This window comes from Bacillus pfraonensis (assembly GCF_050768835.1).
Classification (GTDB): domain Bacteria; phylum Bacillota; class Bacilli; order Bacillales; family Bacillaceae_G; genus Bacillus_A; species Bacillus_A pfraonensis.
In genome coordinates, this window is record NZ_JAHCDO010000019.1 from 1 (window position 1) to 17,690 (window position 17,690).

Consider the following 17,690-nt stretch of genomic DNA (forward strand, 5'->3'; position numbering starts at 1 on the left):
GTGTCTCAGTCCCAGTGTGGCCGATCACCCTCTCAGGTCGGCTACGCATCGTCGCCTTGGTGAGCCGTTACCTCACCAACTAGCTAATGCGACGCGGGTCCATCCATAAGTGACAGCCGAAGCCGCCTTTCAATTTCGCACCATGCGGTGCAAAATGTTATCCGGTATTAGCCCCGGTTTCCCGGAGTTATCCCAGTCTTATGGGCAGGTTACCCACGTGTTACTCACCCGTCCGCCGCTAACTTCATAAGAGCAAGCTCTTAATCGGTTCGCTCGACTTGCATGTATTAGGCACGCCGCCAGCGTTCATCCTGAGCCAGGATCAAACTCTCCAATAAAGTTTGTCTAGCATCTAAAATAAAAATTGACGTTTCACGTTGTTTGTTTCGTTCAGTTTTCAAAGAACTTGTCCATCGCCGATTGGCGACTTCCTTATGTTAGCACCTTCGTTTTTCGATGTCAACCAAGTTTTTTAATTTCTTTCTTCGCTTCCTGCGTTTCTCGCATCAGCGACGTTTATTAATATACCATCCTCATTTTAAAATCACAAGTGTTTTTTTAAAATAATATAAAAAAGTTTTTCGTTTCATAATTCCACCTATTTATTTCATATTAAATAGAATTTCTTCTCCCTCACTTCAAAAACGCTAAAATACCCAATCAACTCTCTAGCTCTTACTTACAAAATCTCATTCCTTCTCTACGTAAGAATAAATTTAGAATCTTTTTACATTTAATTAATGAAAAATATCCAGATTTTGTTATATAGTAACAAAGTAGACTAAAAAACAAATTAAACGGAGGAATTACTTTTATGGATAGGTTAACAAAATTCTCATTAAAAAACCGAGCCGCTATCATCATCATGGTTTTTCTCATTTCTGTACTCGGCATTTATTCTGGTTCGAAATTACCAATGGAGTTTCTACCTAGTGTCGACAACCCCGCAATAACTGTCACTACAATGTCTCAAGGTTTAGATGCTGAAACATTAACAAAAGAAGTAACCGAACCTCTCGAAAAACAATTTCGAAACTTAGAACACGTCGATACAATCACTTCTTCTACTCATGAAGGGTTATCACGTATCGATATCGCGTATACATCTAAAGCTAACATGAAAGATGCCGCGCGCGAGGTCGAAAAAATTACCAACAACGTAAATTTCCCAAAAGAAATTACAAAGCCCGTCGTTAGTCAACTTAATACCTCTATGATTCCACTTGCACAAATTACCGTTCAAAAACAGAATGGTTTTACAAAAGCAGACGAAAAACAGATTGAAGAAGAAATCATTCCACAACTTGAAAATATCGACGGCGTTGCTAACGTTATGTATTATGGCAAATCAACATCCGAGCTATCTATTATATTAGACCCAGAACAAATGAAACAGAAAAACGTGACACCTCAGCAAGTATTGACTGCTTTACAAGGCAAAGAAACTTCCACTCCAGCTGGGCAGGTCACTGTAAATAACGAAAATCACAACCTTCGTATCATTGGAAATGTAAAAAATGTAGATGAAGTGAAGAACATAGCACTTGGAAATCAAGTAAAATTACAAGATATAGCGCAAGTAGAAGCAAAACAACATCATGACACTGTTACACATGTAAACGGCGAAGAGGGAACTGGATTAGTTATTATGAAAGAACCTAGCAAAAACGCTGTTGAAATCGGGAAAGAAATCGATAAAAAAATTAAAAATATAAGTAAAGAATATAAAGATACTTACACAATTAAGTTGCTATCCTCTACTCACGAACAAGTCGAAAACGCTGTTATAAGTATGGGGAAAGAAGTAATCTTAGGAGCAATCGCTGCAACATTTATCATTTTAATCTTTTTACGTAGTATTCGAACAACGCTTATCGCTGTTGTTAGCATCCCGTTATCCATTTTACTAACGCTATTTTTACTAGATCAATCTAATATTACATTAAATATTTTAACTCTTGGGGGATTAGCAGTTGCTGTTGGACGTCTCGTTGACGATAGTATTGTTGTCATTGAAAATATCTTCCGTCGTTTGCAAAAGGACACCTTTTCAAAAGACGTCATTCTAGATGCAACAAAAGAGGTAGCAGTCGCCATTACCTCTTCGACATTAACAACAGTCGCTGTCTTTTTACCTATCGGTCTTGTATCAGGTACAATCGGTGAACTTATGTTACCTATGGTACTAGCAGTTGTATACTCTATACTTTCGTCATTAGTTATTGCACTAACAGTTGTTCCACTTATGGCATTTTTATTACTCAAAAAGACAAAACAACGAAGTCCAAAGCCTTCAAGAAAATATATAACTACTTTAAAATGGGCACTTTCGCATAAGTTTATTATTTTATTCTCTTCTTTCTTATTATTTGCTGGGTCAATCGCCGCTTATATATTGCTACCAAAAGCAAATATCAAATCAGAAGACGACACGATGCTTTCAATTAATATGACATTCCCAACAAATTACGATCTTGAGTCTAGAAAGCAAAAAGCCTTTGATTTTGAAAAAAAATTACTTTCTAACAGTGATATAACGGATGTTATGTTACGAATGGGTTCTAGTGCCGAAGATGCACAGTTTGGATTTACAACTAAAAATAACCTTGCAACTATTTTTGTCACCTTTAAAAAAGGATCAGATATTGATCAATATATCAAAACATTAAAAAAAGAGCATACAGACTTTAAACCAGCCGAATTTGAATATACTAAAACAAGCTTTTCTAATTTTGGCGGGGGCAACAGCTTACAATTTAACGTAACAGCAAATAACGATGAAAATTTAAAAAAAGCTGCCGATGTCGTTGAAACAAAACTAAAAAGTATCAACAGTCTTTCTAAAGTAAAAACAAATATGGAAGAGTCAAAAAAAGAGTGGCAAATTCATATCGATCAAACGAAAGCAGAACAAGTTGGATTAACATCAGAAACAGCAGGACAACAAGTTTCATTTCTTATGAAGAAATCACCTATTGGACAAATTACAATTAATGATGAAAAAACAACTATTATGCTAGAAAATAAGAAAGACAATATAAATAAAAAAGATGATATCCTTAACACAAATATTCTATCTCCTATAAATGGACTGATTCCTTTAAAAGAAATTGCAACCATTTCAGAAAAACAATTACAAACAGAGATTTTCCATAAAGATGGGAAAGAAACCATTCAAATAACTGCTGAAGCAACAAATGAAGATTTAAGTAAAGTAACTACAGAAGTGAACAAAGCGATCTCAGAATTAGACCTACCAAGCGGCGCGAAAGTTAAAGTTGCTGGTGCAACTGAATCTATGCAAGAAAACTTCACCGATTTATTCAAAATCATGGGTATCGCAATTGGGATTGTCTACTTAATTATGGTTATCACTTTTGGGCAAGCACGCGCTCCATTTGCAATTTTATTCTCCTTACCACTAGCTGCTGTTGGCGGTATTTTAGGGTTAATCATTTCAAGAACACCAGTCGACTTAAATGCACTAATTGGCGCATTAATGCTCATTGGCATTGTCGTTACAAATGCCATCGTACTAATCGAACGTGTTCAACAAAATAAAGAACATGGTATGACGACGCGGGAAGCTTTACTAGAAGCAGGTTCTACAAGACTACGACCAATTATCATGACCGCTATTACAACAATAGTAGCGATGTTACCATTATTATTCAGCCAATCACAAGCCGGCAGTATGGTATCTAAAAGTTTAGCAGTTGTTGTAATTGGTGGTTTAGCAGTTTCAACTGTACTTACACTAGTTGTTGTCCCTGTTATGTATGAATTGTTAGATAAATTCGGTAAAAAACGAAGCTCACGTAGAAAAATAGACTCTTCTATAGATACACCAAAAGCCTAACATCCAAAAACGTTATCTTCTGTTCTGAAGATAACGTTTTTTATTTCTACTATGAATATACAATTATAATTCCATGATTACTCATTCATATAAGTCATCACTTCATCTATATATTCTTCTAACATTTGTCCAGAATCTACAACAAAATATGTAAAACCAGACGGTCGTTTACTACCATCTAACCACTTTTTAAACACTTCTTCAGATTCCACTTTCTCAATTTGACTTATCATTCGTTTTTGCTTCTTTAACCTATTATTAATTTCTTCTATATCATTAAGGTAACATTCAACATATTTGTATTTCACATTATACTTCTGCAACACCTTTATTCCTTTTTCTAACATTTCTATATAGAGACACGGGCTATCTAGTATTACATTATGCCCCTGGGATAAAGTGAAACTTTAATCAGCGGGGGTTTTCTTCATCCCCCACTGATTATTAGCCCTCACCAATCGGGCCGTTACGGGCAGTAATACTCCCACCTAACTTCTTTGCTTCGCCGAACTTTGAGGTGGGAGTATTACTGCCCTAAAGTAGCGGGATAAATGAAAATCTATTAAGGCCCATTCGATTTCGTACGAAATTCCACCAGCGGCCATCGTTTCAATCTGACGAGTTTCCAACGACTCTAGTAAGGCCGTTTTCACAATATCATGATCAATCACAATTGCACCTGTATTTTGGGCTATACGTCTAGCAAGAGTTGATTTTCCTGAACCCGGAAAACCTGACATTTGAAGAAAAAACATAAACAACACCTTCCCTATTTATATTACAGTATTTATTTATATCGTTAAATATACAATTTCTTTTCCTTATACTCCTCCTATAGATGAAATTACTTGATCCATCTTGCATATTAAAACCACAAAAAAGCCCTCTGTTTTTACAAACAGAGAGCTTCCCGTTTATTAAGGGTACAAGCATTTAAGCTGCCTTTGCTTTCGTTGTTTTACGAGATTTCTTAGATCCTGTAAAACGTTTATGAAGTACAGATGCAGTAAAACGAGCAATGATATTAAAGAGTAAAACCATAATAATTAATACCGCTGCTGATTTTGTTGCAATTAACTTCGCATCCGGAATAATCCCTTCAGAGTTCAATTTCCAAATATGAACCGCTAATGTTTCAGCTGGTCGAAATGGATTTAATGGATGTGCAGGACTTGAAAAGTCAGCTGCCGAATTTAAGATTGGTGATGTTAATCCCGCTGTATAAATCAATGCCGCTGCCTCACCAAATATACGACCCGCAGCTAAAATAACCCCCGTAATAATTTGCGGCAATGCTGTTGGGATAATAATTCGCACAATCGTTTGCCACTTTGTTGCACCAAGTCCAAGACTTGCTTCTTTTACATTAGACGGAACTTCTGTAATGGCACTTTCACAAACACGTGTTAGACCAGGTAAATTCAAAATCGTTAAAGCGAGTGCACCACCCATTACCGTATAGCCCCAGCCTGTCATGGTAACAAATACCAACAAACCGAATAGACCAACAACGATAGAAGGCAATGACGCCATCGTTTCAATACATAAACGAACAAAACCTAAAAAACGTCCTTGCTTCGCATATTCCGCAAGATAAATCCCTGCCCCTAATCCAAGTGGGATGGAAATAATCAGGGTGATAACAAGCATATAGAAAGAGTTGAATAATTGCGGACCAATTCCACCCCCAGCCCTTGTATTGCTTGGTTCTCCGAACAAGAAACTTGGATCCCAAAATCCCCATCCCTTTTGCAAAATTTCGTATACTAAGAAAACAAGTAAAGCTACAACAAACGCAGCAACTGCATATAAAATACCCGTCCAAATATTATTTACTTTTCTTGCATTCATCGTTATCGTTCACCTCTTTGGCCAATTGCTCGAATTACTAAAATAAATAGGAATGAAATAACAAGTAGAATCATCGCCAATGTCCATAAAGCGTTATTCCATGCAGTTCCATTTAGCGTATTCGTCATATCCATTGTTAAAATACCCGTTAATGTCGCCGTCGGGCTATATATTCCTTCAGGCAATTTAACAGTGTTTCCTATTACCATTTGAACCGCTAACGCTTCACCGAAAGCACGAGCTAACCCTAGAACGATTCCTGTTAAAATACCTTTTTTTGCAGCCGGAACAATAACACGGCTAATCGCTTGCCATTTCGTCGAACCTAAACCATAAGAGGCTTCCAAGTAATCAAATGGAACTGAACGTATTGCATCGGAAGCAATACTAGCAATAGTAGGTAAAATCATAATACTTAGTACAACAATACCAGCAATTAAACTAAAACCAACACCACCGAATGAATCACGTAAAAGCGGAACTAAAATTGTAACCCCTAATAAACCGTATACTACGGAAGGAATTCCAACTAATAATTCTAAAACAGGCTTTAGCACTTTATTCCCAAACTTTGGTGAAATTAAATTCATAAATATCGCAAGAGCAAGTGCGATTGGCGCGCTAATAACGACTGCACCTAATGACACAAGCGTTGAACCCACAATAAAGATAACTGCACCAAATGATCCTTTATCAGCATTCGGATTCCATTTTGTTGACGTCAATACCTCAGAAAATGAAATACCACTTTGCGTAAAAGATTGAATTCCTTTTCCGCAAATAAATGCAATAATCGCTAATGTAACAAGAACAATAAATATACCGCAAAACGTAACAAGTGTTCTTCCGATATATTCACTTTTTACATAATTAATTTGTTTTTTCCCCTTCATCACAGGACATAACCCCACTTTATAGATTGAAATGAACAAGACTGGCCTCGCAGCCAGCCCCGTTGAATGTTTACTTATTCAGTTTAGACATTGGGATATAACCCATATCTTCAACTTGTTTTTCGAAGTCCTTACCTTTTACATAATCGATATAATCTTTTGTAGCTTCTTTTGCTTCCCCTTTTGTTACCATATACTCATAAGACCAGAATGGATACTTACCAGAAGAAATATTTTCAACTTTCGGCTCTGCACCATCAATCTTCACAGTTTGTAATGCACCTTTTTTATCGCCCACCATATAAGACATTGCAAGATAACTAATAGAGCCAGGAGTAGAGTTAATCGCTTGTTCTACTGCACCGTTAGAATCTTGTGTTGTACCTGTTCCATCGTTAATCTTCGCATCTTTCATAATTGTTTTTTCAAATGTAGCACGTGTACCAGAAGATGCCGGACGGTTGATTACGTTAATTTTCTCATCTTTACCGCCTAATTCTTTCCAGTTTGTAACTTTTCCAGTGAAGATATCTTGTACTTGTTTCACAGTTAAATTATCAACCTTCACATCTTTATTTACAACAAGCGCAAATGCAATACCTGCCACTTTGTTATCTACTAATTCTTTCGCTTTTTCTGGATCTTTTATTTTATCTGCAGATGGAACATCAGAGTTGCCGATTTGAACCGCACCGGAAGCCACTTGGTTAATCCCTGTTCCACTACCGCCACCTTGAACTTGAATAGAAACGTTTGGATTTTTTTCCATGAATTTTTTACCCGCTTCTTCAGCAAGAGGTTGAAGAGCTGTAGAACCAGCTGCTGCAATTGTACCTGACGATTCTTGTTTTGCATTGTTACTACCGTTAGCAGTTTCTTTACTACCTGTGCTTTCTGATTTTCCGCATCCAACTAAAGCACCTGCAACCACTAATGCCGCTAACGAAAATTTAATACCTTTTTTCATAACCATGTCTTGTACCCCCATTTGGATTATCGCTTTTTCATATTCATCTACTTCTTTCGAACACAAATTCATTGTAGGACAATAATATTGTGTTAGTGTTAAGCAATTTTTAATTTTAAGTAAATAGAGGTAACATGCCTCAAAACCTATATATTTCAACTTTTTGCGTTTAAAAAACCAAAAGAATCCACACGAATTATCCCATATTGTAAATTTACTTTTAATAATGTAAATTTAACGTAAATAAAACCTTATTTTTCACTATCGATGTTAAAACTACCTTTACAAATCCCCTCATTTTTTGAACTTTATAGATGTTACTCCGCATTGATCCCACATAATTTTAGTAATATTTTTCTGTACAATAAAATAAATTGGAACAATTCTAAAAATAATTGAATATTTTTAAAGTACAAATTGACAACATCATCCAATGTAGTCTACTATATTAGTAGCAAAAAGTTTCCCTCGGCAAACTTTTTAAATCAAGACTAAAAATATAGAGAAGAGGTAACTTTTATGGTATCGGCTAATCTCAAACCCCTTTCAAATTTTCAAACAGGGCAGTTTGTACAAATCGAGAAGATACAATTAGAAGGAACTATGAAACGTCGTTTATTAGATTTAGGTTTTATTCCTGGTGCTACCATTAAAGTATTGCAAAAAAGCCCGCTTGGGGATCCAACTGCATATCAAGTAAGCAATACAACCATTGCACTGCGTAGTGAAGAAAGTTCCCTCATTTTCGGGAAGTTAATAGGAGATGATTCAAAATGAAAAAACATCGCATTGCGCTAGCAGGAAACCCTAACACCGGTAAAAGTACATTATTTAATACATTAACAGGATTAAAACAGCATACTGGAAACTGGACTGGAAAAACAGTATTAAAAGCAGAAGGTGAATATGAACATAACGGAAGTATATATACTCTCATTGACTTACCAGGAACGTACTCCCTGTATTCAAATTCTGCAGATGAAGAAGTAGCACGTGATTATATCATTTTTGAAAAACCAGAAGTAACTGTCGTTGTTGTGGATGCAACTGCAATGGAAAGAAATTTAAACTTAGCTTTGCAAGTTATGGAAATGACAAAAGACGTTGTAGTTTGTATTAACTTAATAGATGAGGCTGAAAAAAAAGGAATTATCATCGATGAGAAAAAATTAGCAAAGTCACTCGGAGTTCCTGTCGTTAAAGTCTCTGCTCGGAACCGAGTTGGAATTGACCATTTACTAAGTGTAATCGCCAAAGTAGCCAATAAAAAACTAATTCCTACGCCAGTTCAAATTACTTATAATGAACAAATTGAAAATATGATTCAGGAGTTAGAACCAGAGATTTATAAAGTGTTCGGAGATACTTATCCAGCACGCTGGGTGGCACTCCGCATATTAGATGGAGATAAAAATTTTCTAGCAGCACTCCAAAAGCATCATAAGGAACCGCTTGTAAGGGAGGTCGTAATAAATGGAATCTCACTCAGCCAATAAAGCTCTTCCATTAGATTATATTGTTCAACATGCACAGACACTTACAAAAGAGGATATACGCGATGATATTGTAGGTGATATTTATCGAACTTCCGCAAGTATATGTAAGGAAGCTGTTCAGTACACAAATACTGATAAGTTATACCGTTCAGAGAAACTAGATAAAATTTTCACTTCTCCTATATTCGGATTCCCAATCATGCTCGGAATTTTATCGGTTATTTTTTATCTTACAATTGCAGGGGCTAACGTGCCTTCTGATATGATTGCTGAGTTTTTCGGGTGGGCAGAAGGTCATTTAACCGCTTGGTTTCAAGCGATGAACGCACCATCATGGTTACATGGCATCTTAATTCTTGGCCTATTCCGTGGTACTGGCGCTGTAATTAGCGTTATGTTACCACCTATGGCTATTTTCTTCCCTATGTTTGCTTTATTAGAAAACTACGGATACTTACCACGTGTTGCTTTTAACATGGATCGTTTATTCAAACGTTCTGGCGCTCACGGAAAACAATCATTAACAATGGCAATGGGATTTGGTTGTAACGCCGCTGCCATTATGTCAACTCGTATTATTGAATCACCACGCGAGCGTATGCTAGCGATTTTAACAAATAACTTCGTTCCTTGTAATGGACGCTGGCCTACATTAATATTAATGGCATCACTATTTATGGCTGCCGGCTATACTGGTAGTATGCAAACACTTGTTACAGCAGGTGTTGTAGTCGGAATGGTTGTAATTGGGGTTATTGTCACCTTAACAGTATCTTGGGTATTATCAAAAACTGCTTTAAAGGGTGTCCCAACTCACTATACGTTAGAATTACCACCATACCGTAAGCCGAAAATTTGGAACACAATTGTGCGTTCCACACTCGATAAGTCAATATATGTTTTAAAACGTGCAGTAATTGTAGCTGCACCTGCGGCTGTATTTACTTGGATATTAGCAAATATTTATATAGGCGACACAAGCCTACTTATGTATTTTGTAAATTTCTTAGATCCATTCGCTAAATTACTAGGCCTTGACGGATTCATTCTAGCTGCATTTATCCTTGGATTACCCGCTAATGAAATTGTGATTCCAATTTTATTAATGTCTTATTTATCAACTGGCGCTTTAACAGAAATAGATGATTTAAACCAAATTAAAAACTTGTTCTTAGAGCATGGCTGGACTTGGTTAACTGCATTAAACACAATGCTGTTCTCACTTCTTCATTTCCCATGTGGAACCACACTAGTTAACATATATAAAGAAACAAAAAGCCCGAAATGGACATTTCTAGCATTTGCAATCCCTACCGTTATCGCCATTGTTGTTACATTCCTAACAGCACAATTGGTACATTGGTTAGGGCTTGTATAAAAGTGAAACTTCCATCAATACAGCTTTTACTACCCGAAAATAGTGGGATGAATAAAAAGGAAACCTATCTACGGGTTTCCTTTTTCATCTTCATTTGGATTTTCCCACGGCTGTGCACCATATTTTTTTATTTTTTTATTCAAAAAATAAACAGCATATGGGATAATCCCCATCAAAATCGTATTTATAATCGTAAACATAGAAGGCATTTTCATATTATTACTATCACTCCTATTTACATTTAAAGATACGGAAAATATCAATAGAAGATACTCAACTCCACATTACTGACCACCTTCTGGCACCAAAGAACCTGAATGTTCTACCACCGGATGAACCCGAACAACGATGTCACTCTTAGTAAAATAGTTCTTTCCGTGATCCCAATTTTTTTCTATCTTCTTCCATTCTTTATAATTATGCCGCTTATAATACTCTCCTAACTCAAGAACATCCGTTTTAAAATCTTTTTGCATTTTTTTTATCGTTCTCATCGCTGTATTTTCCATCTCTTTAGAGATGTATGTATTCATTTTCTTTTCATTCCACATCGTTCCACTCCCACCTAAATACGCCTCTGCTAGTACACCTTCAGGATAAATATCAACTGTAAACTTCGGATGACGAGGGTTTGTAAAGGAAGCATGTATCTTTCGACTTAGTTTGTGAATTTCATACGTGATTGTTTTTTTTTCTTTTCGAATGGTCATAAAACCAGTCGCTTTCTTTCCAATTATATAGTTTAATCCTTGCGTATCTTTCCCTGTTAATAGGCCAATCAATTTATTATTAACCCCTTTAAATACAGCAGCTCCTTCCATTTTCACACCTTGTTTTGTTAATTGTAAAACCGGAAGTACAAAGCTTCTCTTAGCAATCATCATTTCTTGTAAATCACCAAGACGAACTGCCTCTAACATAAACGCATTAACATCTGCATGATCTGCTAATAAATCAATATATTTTGCTGGTAATTTTTCTGGTTTCGAGCTTTGCTGCAGAATTTTTTCAGCTCGATCTTTAGAGATAAAAATTCTAATATTCCTCCTCATTTCATGATCACGAAAAAAGATATCTGAAGTTTGTTCTAACAGATTTTGTTGCTTTAATAAATCTTTTGAAAAAACTATAACTTGGATATGGGGAAAAAATAAAGACCGACTAATTTTTTTTGATATCTCGCGAACTTGCGCAAAAATACTATCAGCGGTTGCACTAATATTGATATAATTATCCTCAGCTCCACCTCCACCTCCGCCTCCACCTTTTCCTCCCTGTTGCGCTAACGCACTCGGTAAGACAAGTTGATATGTTCCTTTCATACGAGGTGGTTTCTTTGATTCACTTTCTTCCTCTTCTTTTACAACATCAAAAGCTGCTCCTGCAACAAAACCTCTCTCTTCAATCTCTTTCCGTTCTGAGCAGCCAGTCATACATATAACCAAAACAATACAACAAATATATTTATGGAGATGTTTCACTACTTTTGCCCCCCTTTATTTTATAAACAATAAAAACGAGAATAGGGACAATAATAACGCACGCCATATCTACCCAAGCTAAATAGGTACCATACTGAGTTAACTTCGTAACATTTTCAGGAAGCATGTTAAACAGATAAATAATTGGTGCACTTACAAAAATAAATGTTTTCTTTTTAATAGAAGGAAACATTGAACAAAACCCTATTATAGCAATATCATAATACATAGCCGTTGTGTTAAAAATTGTAATAATCCAAGTCGTAAAGAAAATAGCATCAAAACGTTCTAAAAATCCCCCACCAATTTCAATCTCCTTCCCTAATTCAATAACAGGATACGTCAAGCTCTTTGTCGTAGAATAAGAAAAAACAGTAATACAAGTAAGATACATGAGGATATATAATAAATTCGTAATCATCACTCCCTTTGCAGCAGCTAAAGGCGCTTTGTCTCTTTGCTTCACAATTGTGGAATAAAATAAAACGATTTCAAATCCAATGAATGTAAATATCGATTCCTTCATCCCAAGAGCATACTGGCTCCATTTTGTCTGAAAGAGCGGCAACAAATTATGAGTATCCATTAAATTTATATTTAATAACGACAAAGCAAAAATGGCACTCGCTACAATTGGCAAAAATAACAAATTAAGCCGAAGTAACGCTGCTCTAGAACCACTTACTCCATAGATAACAACAAGTAAGTAAAAAAAAGATAGAAGTTCAATAGGCGTTTTACCGAATAAATATGTTTGTGAAATAATTGAAATTGCTCGCGCCTGATACGCAGTAATTCCAGTGAATGTTAATATCATAATACTTGTTACGCAAAAAGCCACTGGCTTCGATAAGTATGTACTTGTATATTGAAAAAACGTTTGTTTTGGAAATAAATTTGCTATTTTTGTAATAACCCAAGCAAAAAAGGCACAAATCAATCCACCAAGCAATAATATAATCCAGCCGTCTGTAAAAAGCGTCTTTTCCGCAATCACCCGGGGCATCGAAAGCGCTCCTGTACCAATAATGACTGAAGATACTGCAAATGTTAACTCCCGAGATCCAATTTCTTCATCTCCGTATTCAAACGGTTTCAATTTATTTTCTCTCCTTTGAACGTAATGTTTTATCTTGCGTTTGCAAATAATCTGGTCTCGTCTTTAACATTGCCCTAGGCAACAATACCACTTCATCTTTCCAATCTTTATAAAAAGCAGGAGCGAGTGGCGTAGAATATGGGATTCCAACACTTTTTAAATTCGTAATATGTATTGCTAATGCAATTAGTGCTAAAGTAATCCCATATAGTCCAAACATAGTAGCTGCTAAAATAAATGCAAACAACAAAAACCTGAATGTAATCGTTATACTATACACAGGCAAGGAAAAGGTAGCAATAGCCGTGACAGCAATCACAATAACCATAAAAGGATTAACAATCCCAGCACTTACTGCTGCTTCTCCGATAACAAGCCCCCCTACAATCCCAACGGTTTGTCCAATTTGCTTAGGTAAACGAAGCCCCGCTTCTCGAATTAACTCCATCGTTAATGTCATAATAATAGTTTCAATATAAGCAGGAAATGGCACCCCTTCTCTTGCTCCAGCGATTGAATATGCAAGATTAGATGGAATAAGTCCTTGATGATAGGAAACAAGCGCAACATATACCGCTGGAAGTAAGATTGCCATAAGTCCAGCCATGATACGAAGCCCTCTTAGCAAGCTGCCAATAATCCATCTTTCGTAATGATCTTCTGGCGATTGAAAAATATCGACAAGCACCATAGGTGCAATAACTGCAAACGGAGACCCATCGACTAAAAGAACCGCCTTCCCTTTCGCTAAAGAAGCTATCGCTCTATCTGGTCTTTCTGTATTTAAAAATTGTGGAAAAGGTGACATGTTATTATCCTCAAGTAGCTGCTCGATTTTTCCAGAGTCTAATATCATATCTGTTTCAATTGATTGTAATCGTCGTTTTAATTCTGCTACAATGTACGGGTTAATGATGTCTTCAATATAAATTAATGTAACTTCTTTTTGAGAACGTTTTCCCATAATATAAGATTGAAATCGAAGTTTCGGATCACGTAAGTCACGTCGAATTAACATTTTATTTGTTGCAATATCCTCGGTGAATCCTACTTTCGGACCTCGAATGATGTTTTCTGTAATCGGTGGTTCTAAACTTCGCCGTTCCCACGCCCGACTATTAATCACTAATGCATTAGGTATTCCATCAATTAAAACAATGGTATCTCCCACTAGAACAGAATTAATAATATCCGGGAATTTCTTTACTATATTTACTTCACCTATAGAAATAAATCCGTCTAATAACGTTTGCATAATTGATGCCTTATTTGGAATATCTTCTTGTTGCAGTGGACGGATAATAAATCGATAAACTAAATCTTTATCCGAAAGCCCGCATAGAAAAATAACCGCACATCGCGTAGAGGAAGAAGAAAGTGCAAACTCTCGTACTGTTAAATCGTTTGGAGACTGTAACGTGTCTCGAATAGATTTTGTAATTGCAGATACGTTCGCCTCTAAACTCGTCATCTTCCTCACCTAACTTTCCTCTCAGGATATTACCGTTATATTTCTCCATCTAGGGAAAATGTATGCAATGAAAAAAGCTACCTCCCTAAAGAAAGATAACTTTTTTACTGTATACCATTCCTATTTCTCCAACACAGTAGAATTGCGCGTCACTTCAATATTTCTAGTCACAATGCTCACTACAAACATGACAATAATATTTACCACTAACGCCACAATACCCACGTTTAAATCCTTAATATATTGTGGAAAGGATGGAAACATACTAGATATAGTCGAACCAGACAATGTAATATAAGCAACTACTAATAAACCAACTCCCATTCCAGCAATGGCGCCTTGCTTTGTTACAAATTGACGATGAAACAAACTACAAACTAGTGCAGGAAAAAGCTGTGTAACAATGCTATATCCCATAAGAAGAAGTGCACCGATTGTTTCCCCGCCTTTAAATGTAAAGAACACAGCAACAAGTGTTACAACAGGAACAAATAGTTTTGCAGCCCTTGCTACCTGCTGATCTGATACAGACGGCGTTAGAACCTGATAAATATTTTTTGCAAGTAGCGTCGAAGCCGCCATTACGAGCATAGACCCTGGCACCAAGGCCGTTAATAATCCTGCACTACCGATAATACCAATAAACCACGGATCAAAAGTTTGAATAGCAAGGCGGAATAACGATAGATCTGCATCCGCTCCTTGTAATCCTGGCACTTGTAAAATAGCAGCGAAGCCAGCAAAAAATACAAAGAGTAATACTAAAGAGTACAAAGGCATAATCGCCGCATTTTTCCGAAAAACTTTTTCACTTTTGGCCGAAAAAGCTGAAGCAAATGTATGTGGCCACATATAAAACCCTAGTGCTGTTAATATAATTGTAGAAACAAACCAAGAAATACTCATTCCCTGCTCAGGTAGAGCTAAAAACCCTGGCTTCGCCGCTTCTACAGCCTCGAACATCGGCTGAAATCCTCCGTAATAATGATACGGTAAATATATTCCTAAAAACATAACGATAAATAAAATCATAATGTCCTTTAAAGCAGCTGTCCAAGCAGAGCCGTGTATACCAGAAATCATTACATATATTGTAATTGTAATCGCACCGATCCACACTGCAAAAACTGGTGATACTTTTCCATACGAAGCTTCAGAAACAATAATTCCAAGCCCCTTTAGTTGCAGTACAAGATACGGAATAATTGAAACGACACCGATAATCGATACGATAATCCCAAGTGCCTGACTATTATATTTTTTTGTAAAGAAATCCGGTTGTGAAATAAGCCCATGCTGTTTTGCATACTTCCAAACCGGCGGCAATAAAAAGTAAGATAAAATATAAGCTAGTGCCCCATATCCTAAAATATAAAATGTAGGAGCACCTTTGCTATACGCCCAGCCACTACCTCCTAAAAATGTAAACGTCGTGTAGATCTCTCCGGCCATAAGCAAAAAGACGAAAATCGTTCCGAACCCTCTGCCTCCAACAGACCATTGTTCTAAGTTCATATCTTTCCCGCGCTGTGCCCGAATTCCTAAAAATAAAGACAAACATAAAAACAAAGTAATAATAATAAGTGCTATCATTCCGCTTCCCCCTTATTAGCAGGGTCTAACCAATATAGAAATCCCATACAAAAAGATGTAATAAATACAGAGAGTAAAATCCAAAACAATAAAAATGGCATCCCAAGTACATAAGGAGTAACTGAATTTGTAAACACTGGTCCAACAACTAAACAAAGAACTGGAATAAGTGCTAATACGTGTATTTTTTTCATCTCATTCTCCTTTTCTCATAAAATTCAAAACAGATGAAACAAAAACTTCAACCCCAATTGGCAATGCATCTTCGTCAATTGTAAAACGAGGATGGTGATGCGGGTATACAATCCCTTTTTCTTTATTTCCAGCACCAATGAAGAAAAATGTACCTGGCGCTTCTTGTAAAAAGGCTGAAAAATCTTCTCCCGCCATCGTCGGCTGTAACCGTATGACTCGTTCCCTTCCGTAAATTTCTAGCGCTGCATTTTCGACAAGTTGTGTAACTTGTTCATCATTTACAACTGGACGATAGCCGTACTCATATGAAAATTTATAATTTGCGCCATAAGATTCTGTAATATGTTTAACAAGTTTTTCAATTCGCTGCGCAGTTTGTTCTCGTAACTCATGCTTTAAACTTCTTACCGTACCTTCAATCTTCGCTTGCTCTGGAATTACATTATGTGTTGTTCCGGCATGAAATTGCGTTACAGATAGAACGAGAGAATCTAACGGATTCGTAAGACGTGATACGATTTGCTGAAGCTGCGTAACTACCTGCGTACCAATAGCAATGCTATCGACTGTTTCATGCGGAATACCGGCATGTCCGCCCTTTCCTTCTATTGTAATTCTAAACACATCAGGCGCTGCCATCGCTGGACCATAAATGACACCAACCTTCCCCACTTCTAAAGACGCCCAAAGGTGTGCTCCAATAATATAGTCCACATTTTCCATCACGCCTGCTGCAACCATTTCCTGTGCACCACCTGGAAAATTTTCTTCAGCATGTTGAAATAGAAAACGAATTTCCCCTTTAATTTTTTCTCTTTGCTCTACTAGCGCATATACAGTACCAAGGAGCATCGCAATGTGACCATCATGCCCACATGCATGCATCACTCCCGGATGTGTAGAAACAAATTCAAACTGATTTTCTTCTTGGATGGGAAGCGCATCCATATCTGCACGGATTGCAATCACTTTCCCGGGATGTGTACCAATTAATCTTGCCATGATGCTATACTTTGTCGGTCGTGAGAGTTCTAGATGAGGAATTTTTTGAAGTATGTCGTATATATACTGAGATGTTTTTTCTTCTTGAAAAGATAACTCCGGATACCTGTGAAAATGCCTTCTCCATTCTATTAATTGTTCTTTAGAAAGAACAATATCTTTTACTTCATCCATTTATCCTCTTCCTTTCTTCACCAAGTTAAATGTTATTATAACTTGAATCCTCATTAAAATAAATAATATTCTGAATATTATTTATTTTAATGAGGAGCGTATCTTTAAGCATCGTTTTTTCTGCACTCTTCATCTAACCTCTTTATTTTCTCTGAATTTCTAGGTAGAAATGTTCTCAATCCTGAATAACGAAAAAAATAAAAAGCTACCTAATTAGGTAGCTTTTTATTT

Annotated in this window: 14 protein-coding genes, 1 rRNA gene and 2 pseudogenes; 4 read left to right on the forward strand and 13 right to left on the reverse strand. The window is 36.5% G+C overall.

Annotated features, from left to right (window positions below; genetic code table 11):
- Positions 1-338 (reverse strand): 16S ribosomal RNA (locus tag KFD70_RS18500); the annotation flags it as partial.
- Between the two features lie 476 nt (positions 339-814).
- Here KFD70_RS18500 and KFD70_RS18505 point away from each other — a divergent pair.
- On the forward strand, positions 815-3,859 hold the full coding sequence (locus KFD70_RS18505; RefSeq protein ID WP_336453031.1) for an efflux RND transporter permease subunit: 3,045 nt from the start codon (positions 815-817) through the stop codon (positions 3,857-3,859).
- Between the two features lie 77 nt (positions 3,860-3,936).
- Here the strand turns inward: KFD70_RS18505 and KFD70_RS18510 are convergent.
- The 5 genes and pseudogenes from KFD70_RS18510 to KFD70_RS18530 form a co-directional block, all read right to left on the reverse strand.
- A pseudogene (locus KFD70_RS18510) lies at positions 3,937-4,257 on the reverse strand (P-loop nucleotide/nucleoside kinase family protein); the annotation flags it as partial.
- 153 nt (positions 4,258-4,410) lie between these two features.
- Positions 4,411-4,614: pseudogene (locus KFD70_RS18515) on the reverse strand (P-loop nucleotide/nucleoside kinase family protein); the annotation flags it as partial.
- A gap of 178 nt (positions 4,615-4,792) precedes the next feature.
- The gene (gene pstA / locus KFD70_RS18520) at positions 4,793-5,710 is read right to left on the reverse strand and encodes a phosphate ABC transporter permease PstA (RefSeq protein WP_336453030.1); all 918 of its coding nucleotides are present in this window, start codon (positions 5,708-5,710) and stop codon (positions 4,793-4,795) included.
- Between the two features lie 2 nt (positions 5,711-5,712).
- A complete protein-coding gene (pstC, locus tag KFD70_RS18525) occupies positions 5,713-6,603 on the reverse strand; it encodes a phosphate ABC transporter permease subunit PstC (RefSeq protein ID WP_336453035.1) in 891 nt (296 codons plus the stop codon).
- A gap of 70 nt (positions 6,604-6,673) precedes the next feature.
- Positions 6,674-7,576 (reverse strand): phosphate ABC transporter substrate-binding protein PstS family protein, encoded by a 903-nt coding sequence (locus tag KFD70_RS18530; RefSeq protein ID WP_336453029.1) that lies wholly within the window; start codon positions 7,574-7,576, stop codon positions 6,674-6,676.
- A 513-nt stretch (positions 7,577-8,089) separates the two neighbouring features.
- On the opposite strand from KFD70_RS18530, the gene KFD70_RS18535 reads away from it, so the two are divergent.
- Genes KFD70_RS18535 through KFD70_RS18545 form a run of 3 tightly spaced genes read left to right on the forward strand, consistent with a single transcriptional unit; the run spans position 8,090 to position 10,444 of the window.
- Positions 8,090-8,347 carry a FeoA family protein gene (locus tag KFD70_RS18535; protein WP_336453028.1) on the forward strand — a complete coding sequence of 86 codons (258 nt, stop codon included), beginning with the start codon at positions 8,090-8,092 and terminating at the stop codon, positions 8,345-8,347.
- Positions 8,344-9,066: a FeoB small GTPase domain-containing protein gene (locus KFD70_RS18540; RefSeq protein ID WP_336453027.1), complete on the forward strand. Its 723-nt coding sequence runs from the start codon at positions 8,344-8,346 to the stop codon at positions 9,064-9,066. The genes KFD70_RS18535 and KFD70_RS18540 overlap by 4 nt, the downstream gene beginning before the upstream one ends.
- Positions 9,044-10,444, forward strand: coding sequence for a nucleoside recognition domain-containing protein (locus KFD70_RS18545; RefSeq protein ID WP_336453026.1), 1,401 nt, complete (start codon positions 9,044-9,046; stop codon positions 10,442-10,444). Before KFD70_RS18540 ends, KFD70_RS18545 begins: the two co-directional genes overlap by 23 nt.
- Positions 10,445-10,512: 68 nt before the next feature.
- On the opposite strand, the gene KFD70_RS18550 is transcribed toward KFD70_RS18545, so the two are convergent.
- The 7 genes from KFD70_RS18550 to KFD70_RS18580 all read right to left on the reverse strand — a co-directional run bounded on the left by KFD70_RS18550 (position 10,513) and on the right by KFD70_RS18580 (position 17,459).
- A complete protein-coding gene (locus KFD70_RS18550; protein WP_174100232.1) occupies positions 10,513-10,659 on the reverse strand; it encodes a hypothetical protein in 147 nt (48 codons plus the stop codon).
- Between the two features lie 69 nt (positions 10,660-10,728).
- Positions 10,729-11,925, reverse strand: coding sequence for a Ger(x)C family spore germination protein (locus tag KFD70_RS18555; RefSeq protein ID WP_336453025.1), 1,197 nt, complete (start codon positions 11,923-11,925; stop codon positions 10,729-10,731).
- Entirely contained in the window at positions 11,909-13,024 is a 1,116-nt protein-coding gene (locus tag KFD70_RS18560) for a GerAB/ArcD/ProY family transporter (protein ID WP_336453024.1), read from the reverse strand. The genes KFD70_RS18555 and KFD70_RS18560 overlap by 17 nt, the downstream gene beginning before the upstream one ends.
- Before the next feature lies 1 nt (position 13,025).
- Complete coding sequence (locus KFD70_RS18565; protein ID WP_336453034.1) at positions 13,026-14,495, reverse strand: spore germination protein; 1,470 nt, start codon at positions 14,493-14,495, stop codon at positions 13,026-13,028.
- 120 nt (positions 14,496-14,615) lie between these two features.
- Positions 14,616-16,088: a sodium:solute symporter family protein gene (locus KFD70_RS18570; RefSeq protein WP_431613271.1), complete on the reverse strand. Its 1,473-nt coding sequence runs from the start codon at positions 16,086-16,088 to the stop codon at positions 14,616-14,618.
- Positions 16,085-16,282, reverse strand: a complete 198-nt coding sequence (locus KFD70_RS18575; protein ID WP_336453022.1) for a DUF3311 domain-containing protein — start codon at positions 16,280-16,282, stop codon at positions 16,085-16,087. Before KFD70_RS18575 ends, KFD70_RS18570 begins: the two co-directional genes overlap by 4 nt.
- Position 16,283: 1 nt before the next feature.
- Positions 16,284-17,459 (reverse strand): M20 family metallopeptidase, encoded by a 1,176-nt coding sequence (locus tag KFD70_RS18580; RefSeq protein WP_336453021.1) that lies wholly within the window; start codon positions 17,457-17,459, stop codon positions 16,284-16,286.
- Positions 17,460-17,690 lie beyond the last annotated feature (231 nt).

Bases quoted from the DNA above. Each gene is read 5' to 3' on its own strand.
- KFD70_RS18580 (WP_336453021.1), bottom strand. From the start codon at position 17,459: ATGGATGAAGTAAAAGATATTGTTCTTTCTAAAGAACAATTAATAGAA.
- KFD70_RS18550 (WP_174100232.1), bottom strand. From the start codon at position 10,659: ATGAAAATGCCTTCTATGTTTACGATTATAAATACGATTTTGATGGGG.
- KFD70_RS18570 (WP_431613271.1), bottom strand. From the start codon at position 16,088: ATGATAGCACTTATTATTATTACTTTGTTTTTATGTTTGTCTTTATTT.
- pstA (WP_336453030.1), bottom strand. From the start codon at position 5,710: ATGAATGCAAGAAAAGTAAATAATATTTGGACGGGTATTTTATATGCA.
- KFD70_RS18565 (WP_336453034.1), bottom strand. From the start codon at position 14,495: ATGACGAGTTTAGAGGCGAACGTATCTGCAATTACAAAATCTATTCGA.
- KFD70_RS18505 (WP_336453031.1), top strand. From the start codon at position 815: ATGGATAGGTTAACAAAATTCTCATTAAAAAACCGAGCCGCTATCATC.
- KFD70_RS18540 (WP_336453027.1), top strand. From the start codon at position 8,344: ATGAAAAAACATCGCATTGCGCTAGCAGGAAACCCTAACACCGGTAAA.
- KFD70_RS18545 (WP_336453026.1), top strand. From the start codon at position 9,044: ATGGAATCTCACTCAGCCAATAAAGCTCTTCCATTAGATTATATTGTT.
- KFD70_RS18530 (WP_336453029.1), bottom strand. From the start codon at position 7,576: ATGGTTATGAAAAAAGGTATTAAATTTTCGTTAGCGGCATTAGTGGTT.
- KFD70_RS18575 (WP_336453022.1), bottom strand. From the start codon at position 16,282: ATGAAAAAAATACACGTATTAGCACTTATTCCAGTTCTTTGTTTAGTT.
- pstC (WP_336453035.1), bottom strand. From the start codon at position 6,603: ATGAAGGGGAAAAAACAAATTAATTATGTAAAAAGTGAATATATCGGA.
- KFD70_RS18535 (WP_336453028.1), top strand. From the start codon at position 8,090: ATGGTATCGGCTAATCTCAAACCCCTTTCAAATTTTCAAACAGGGCAG.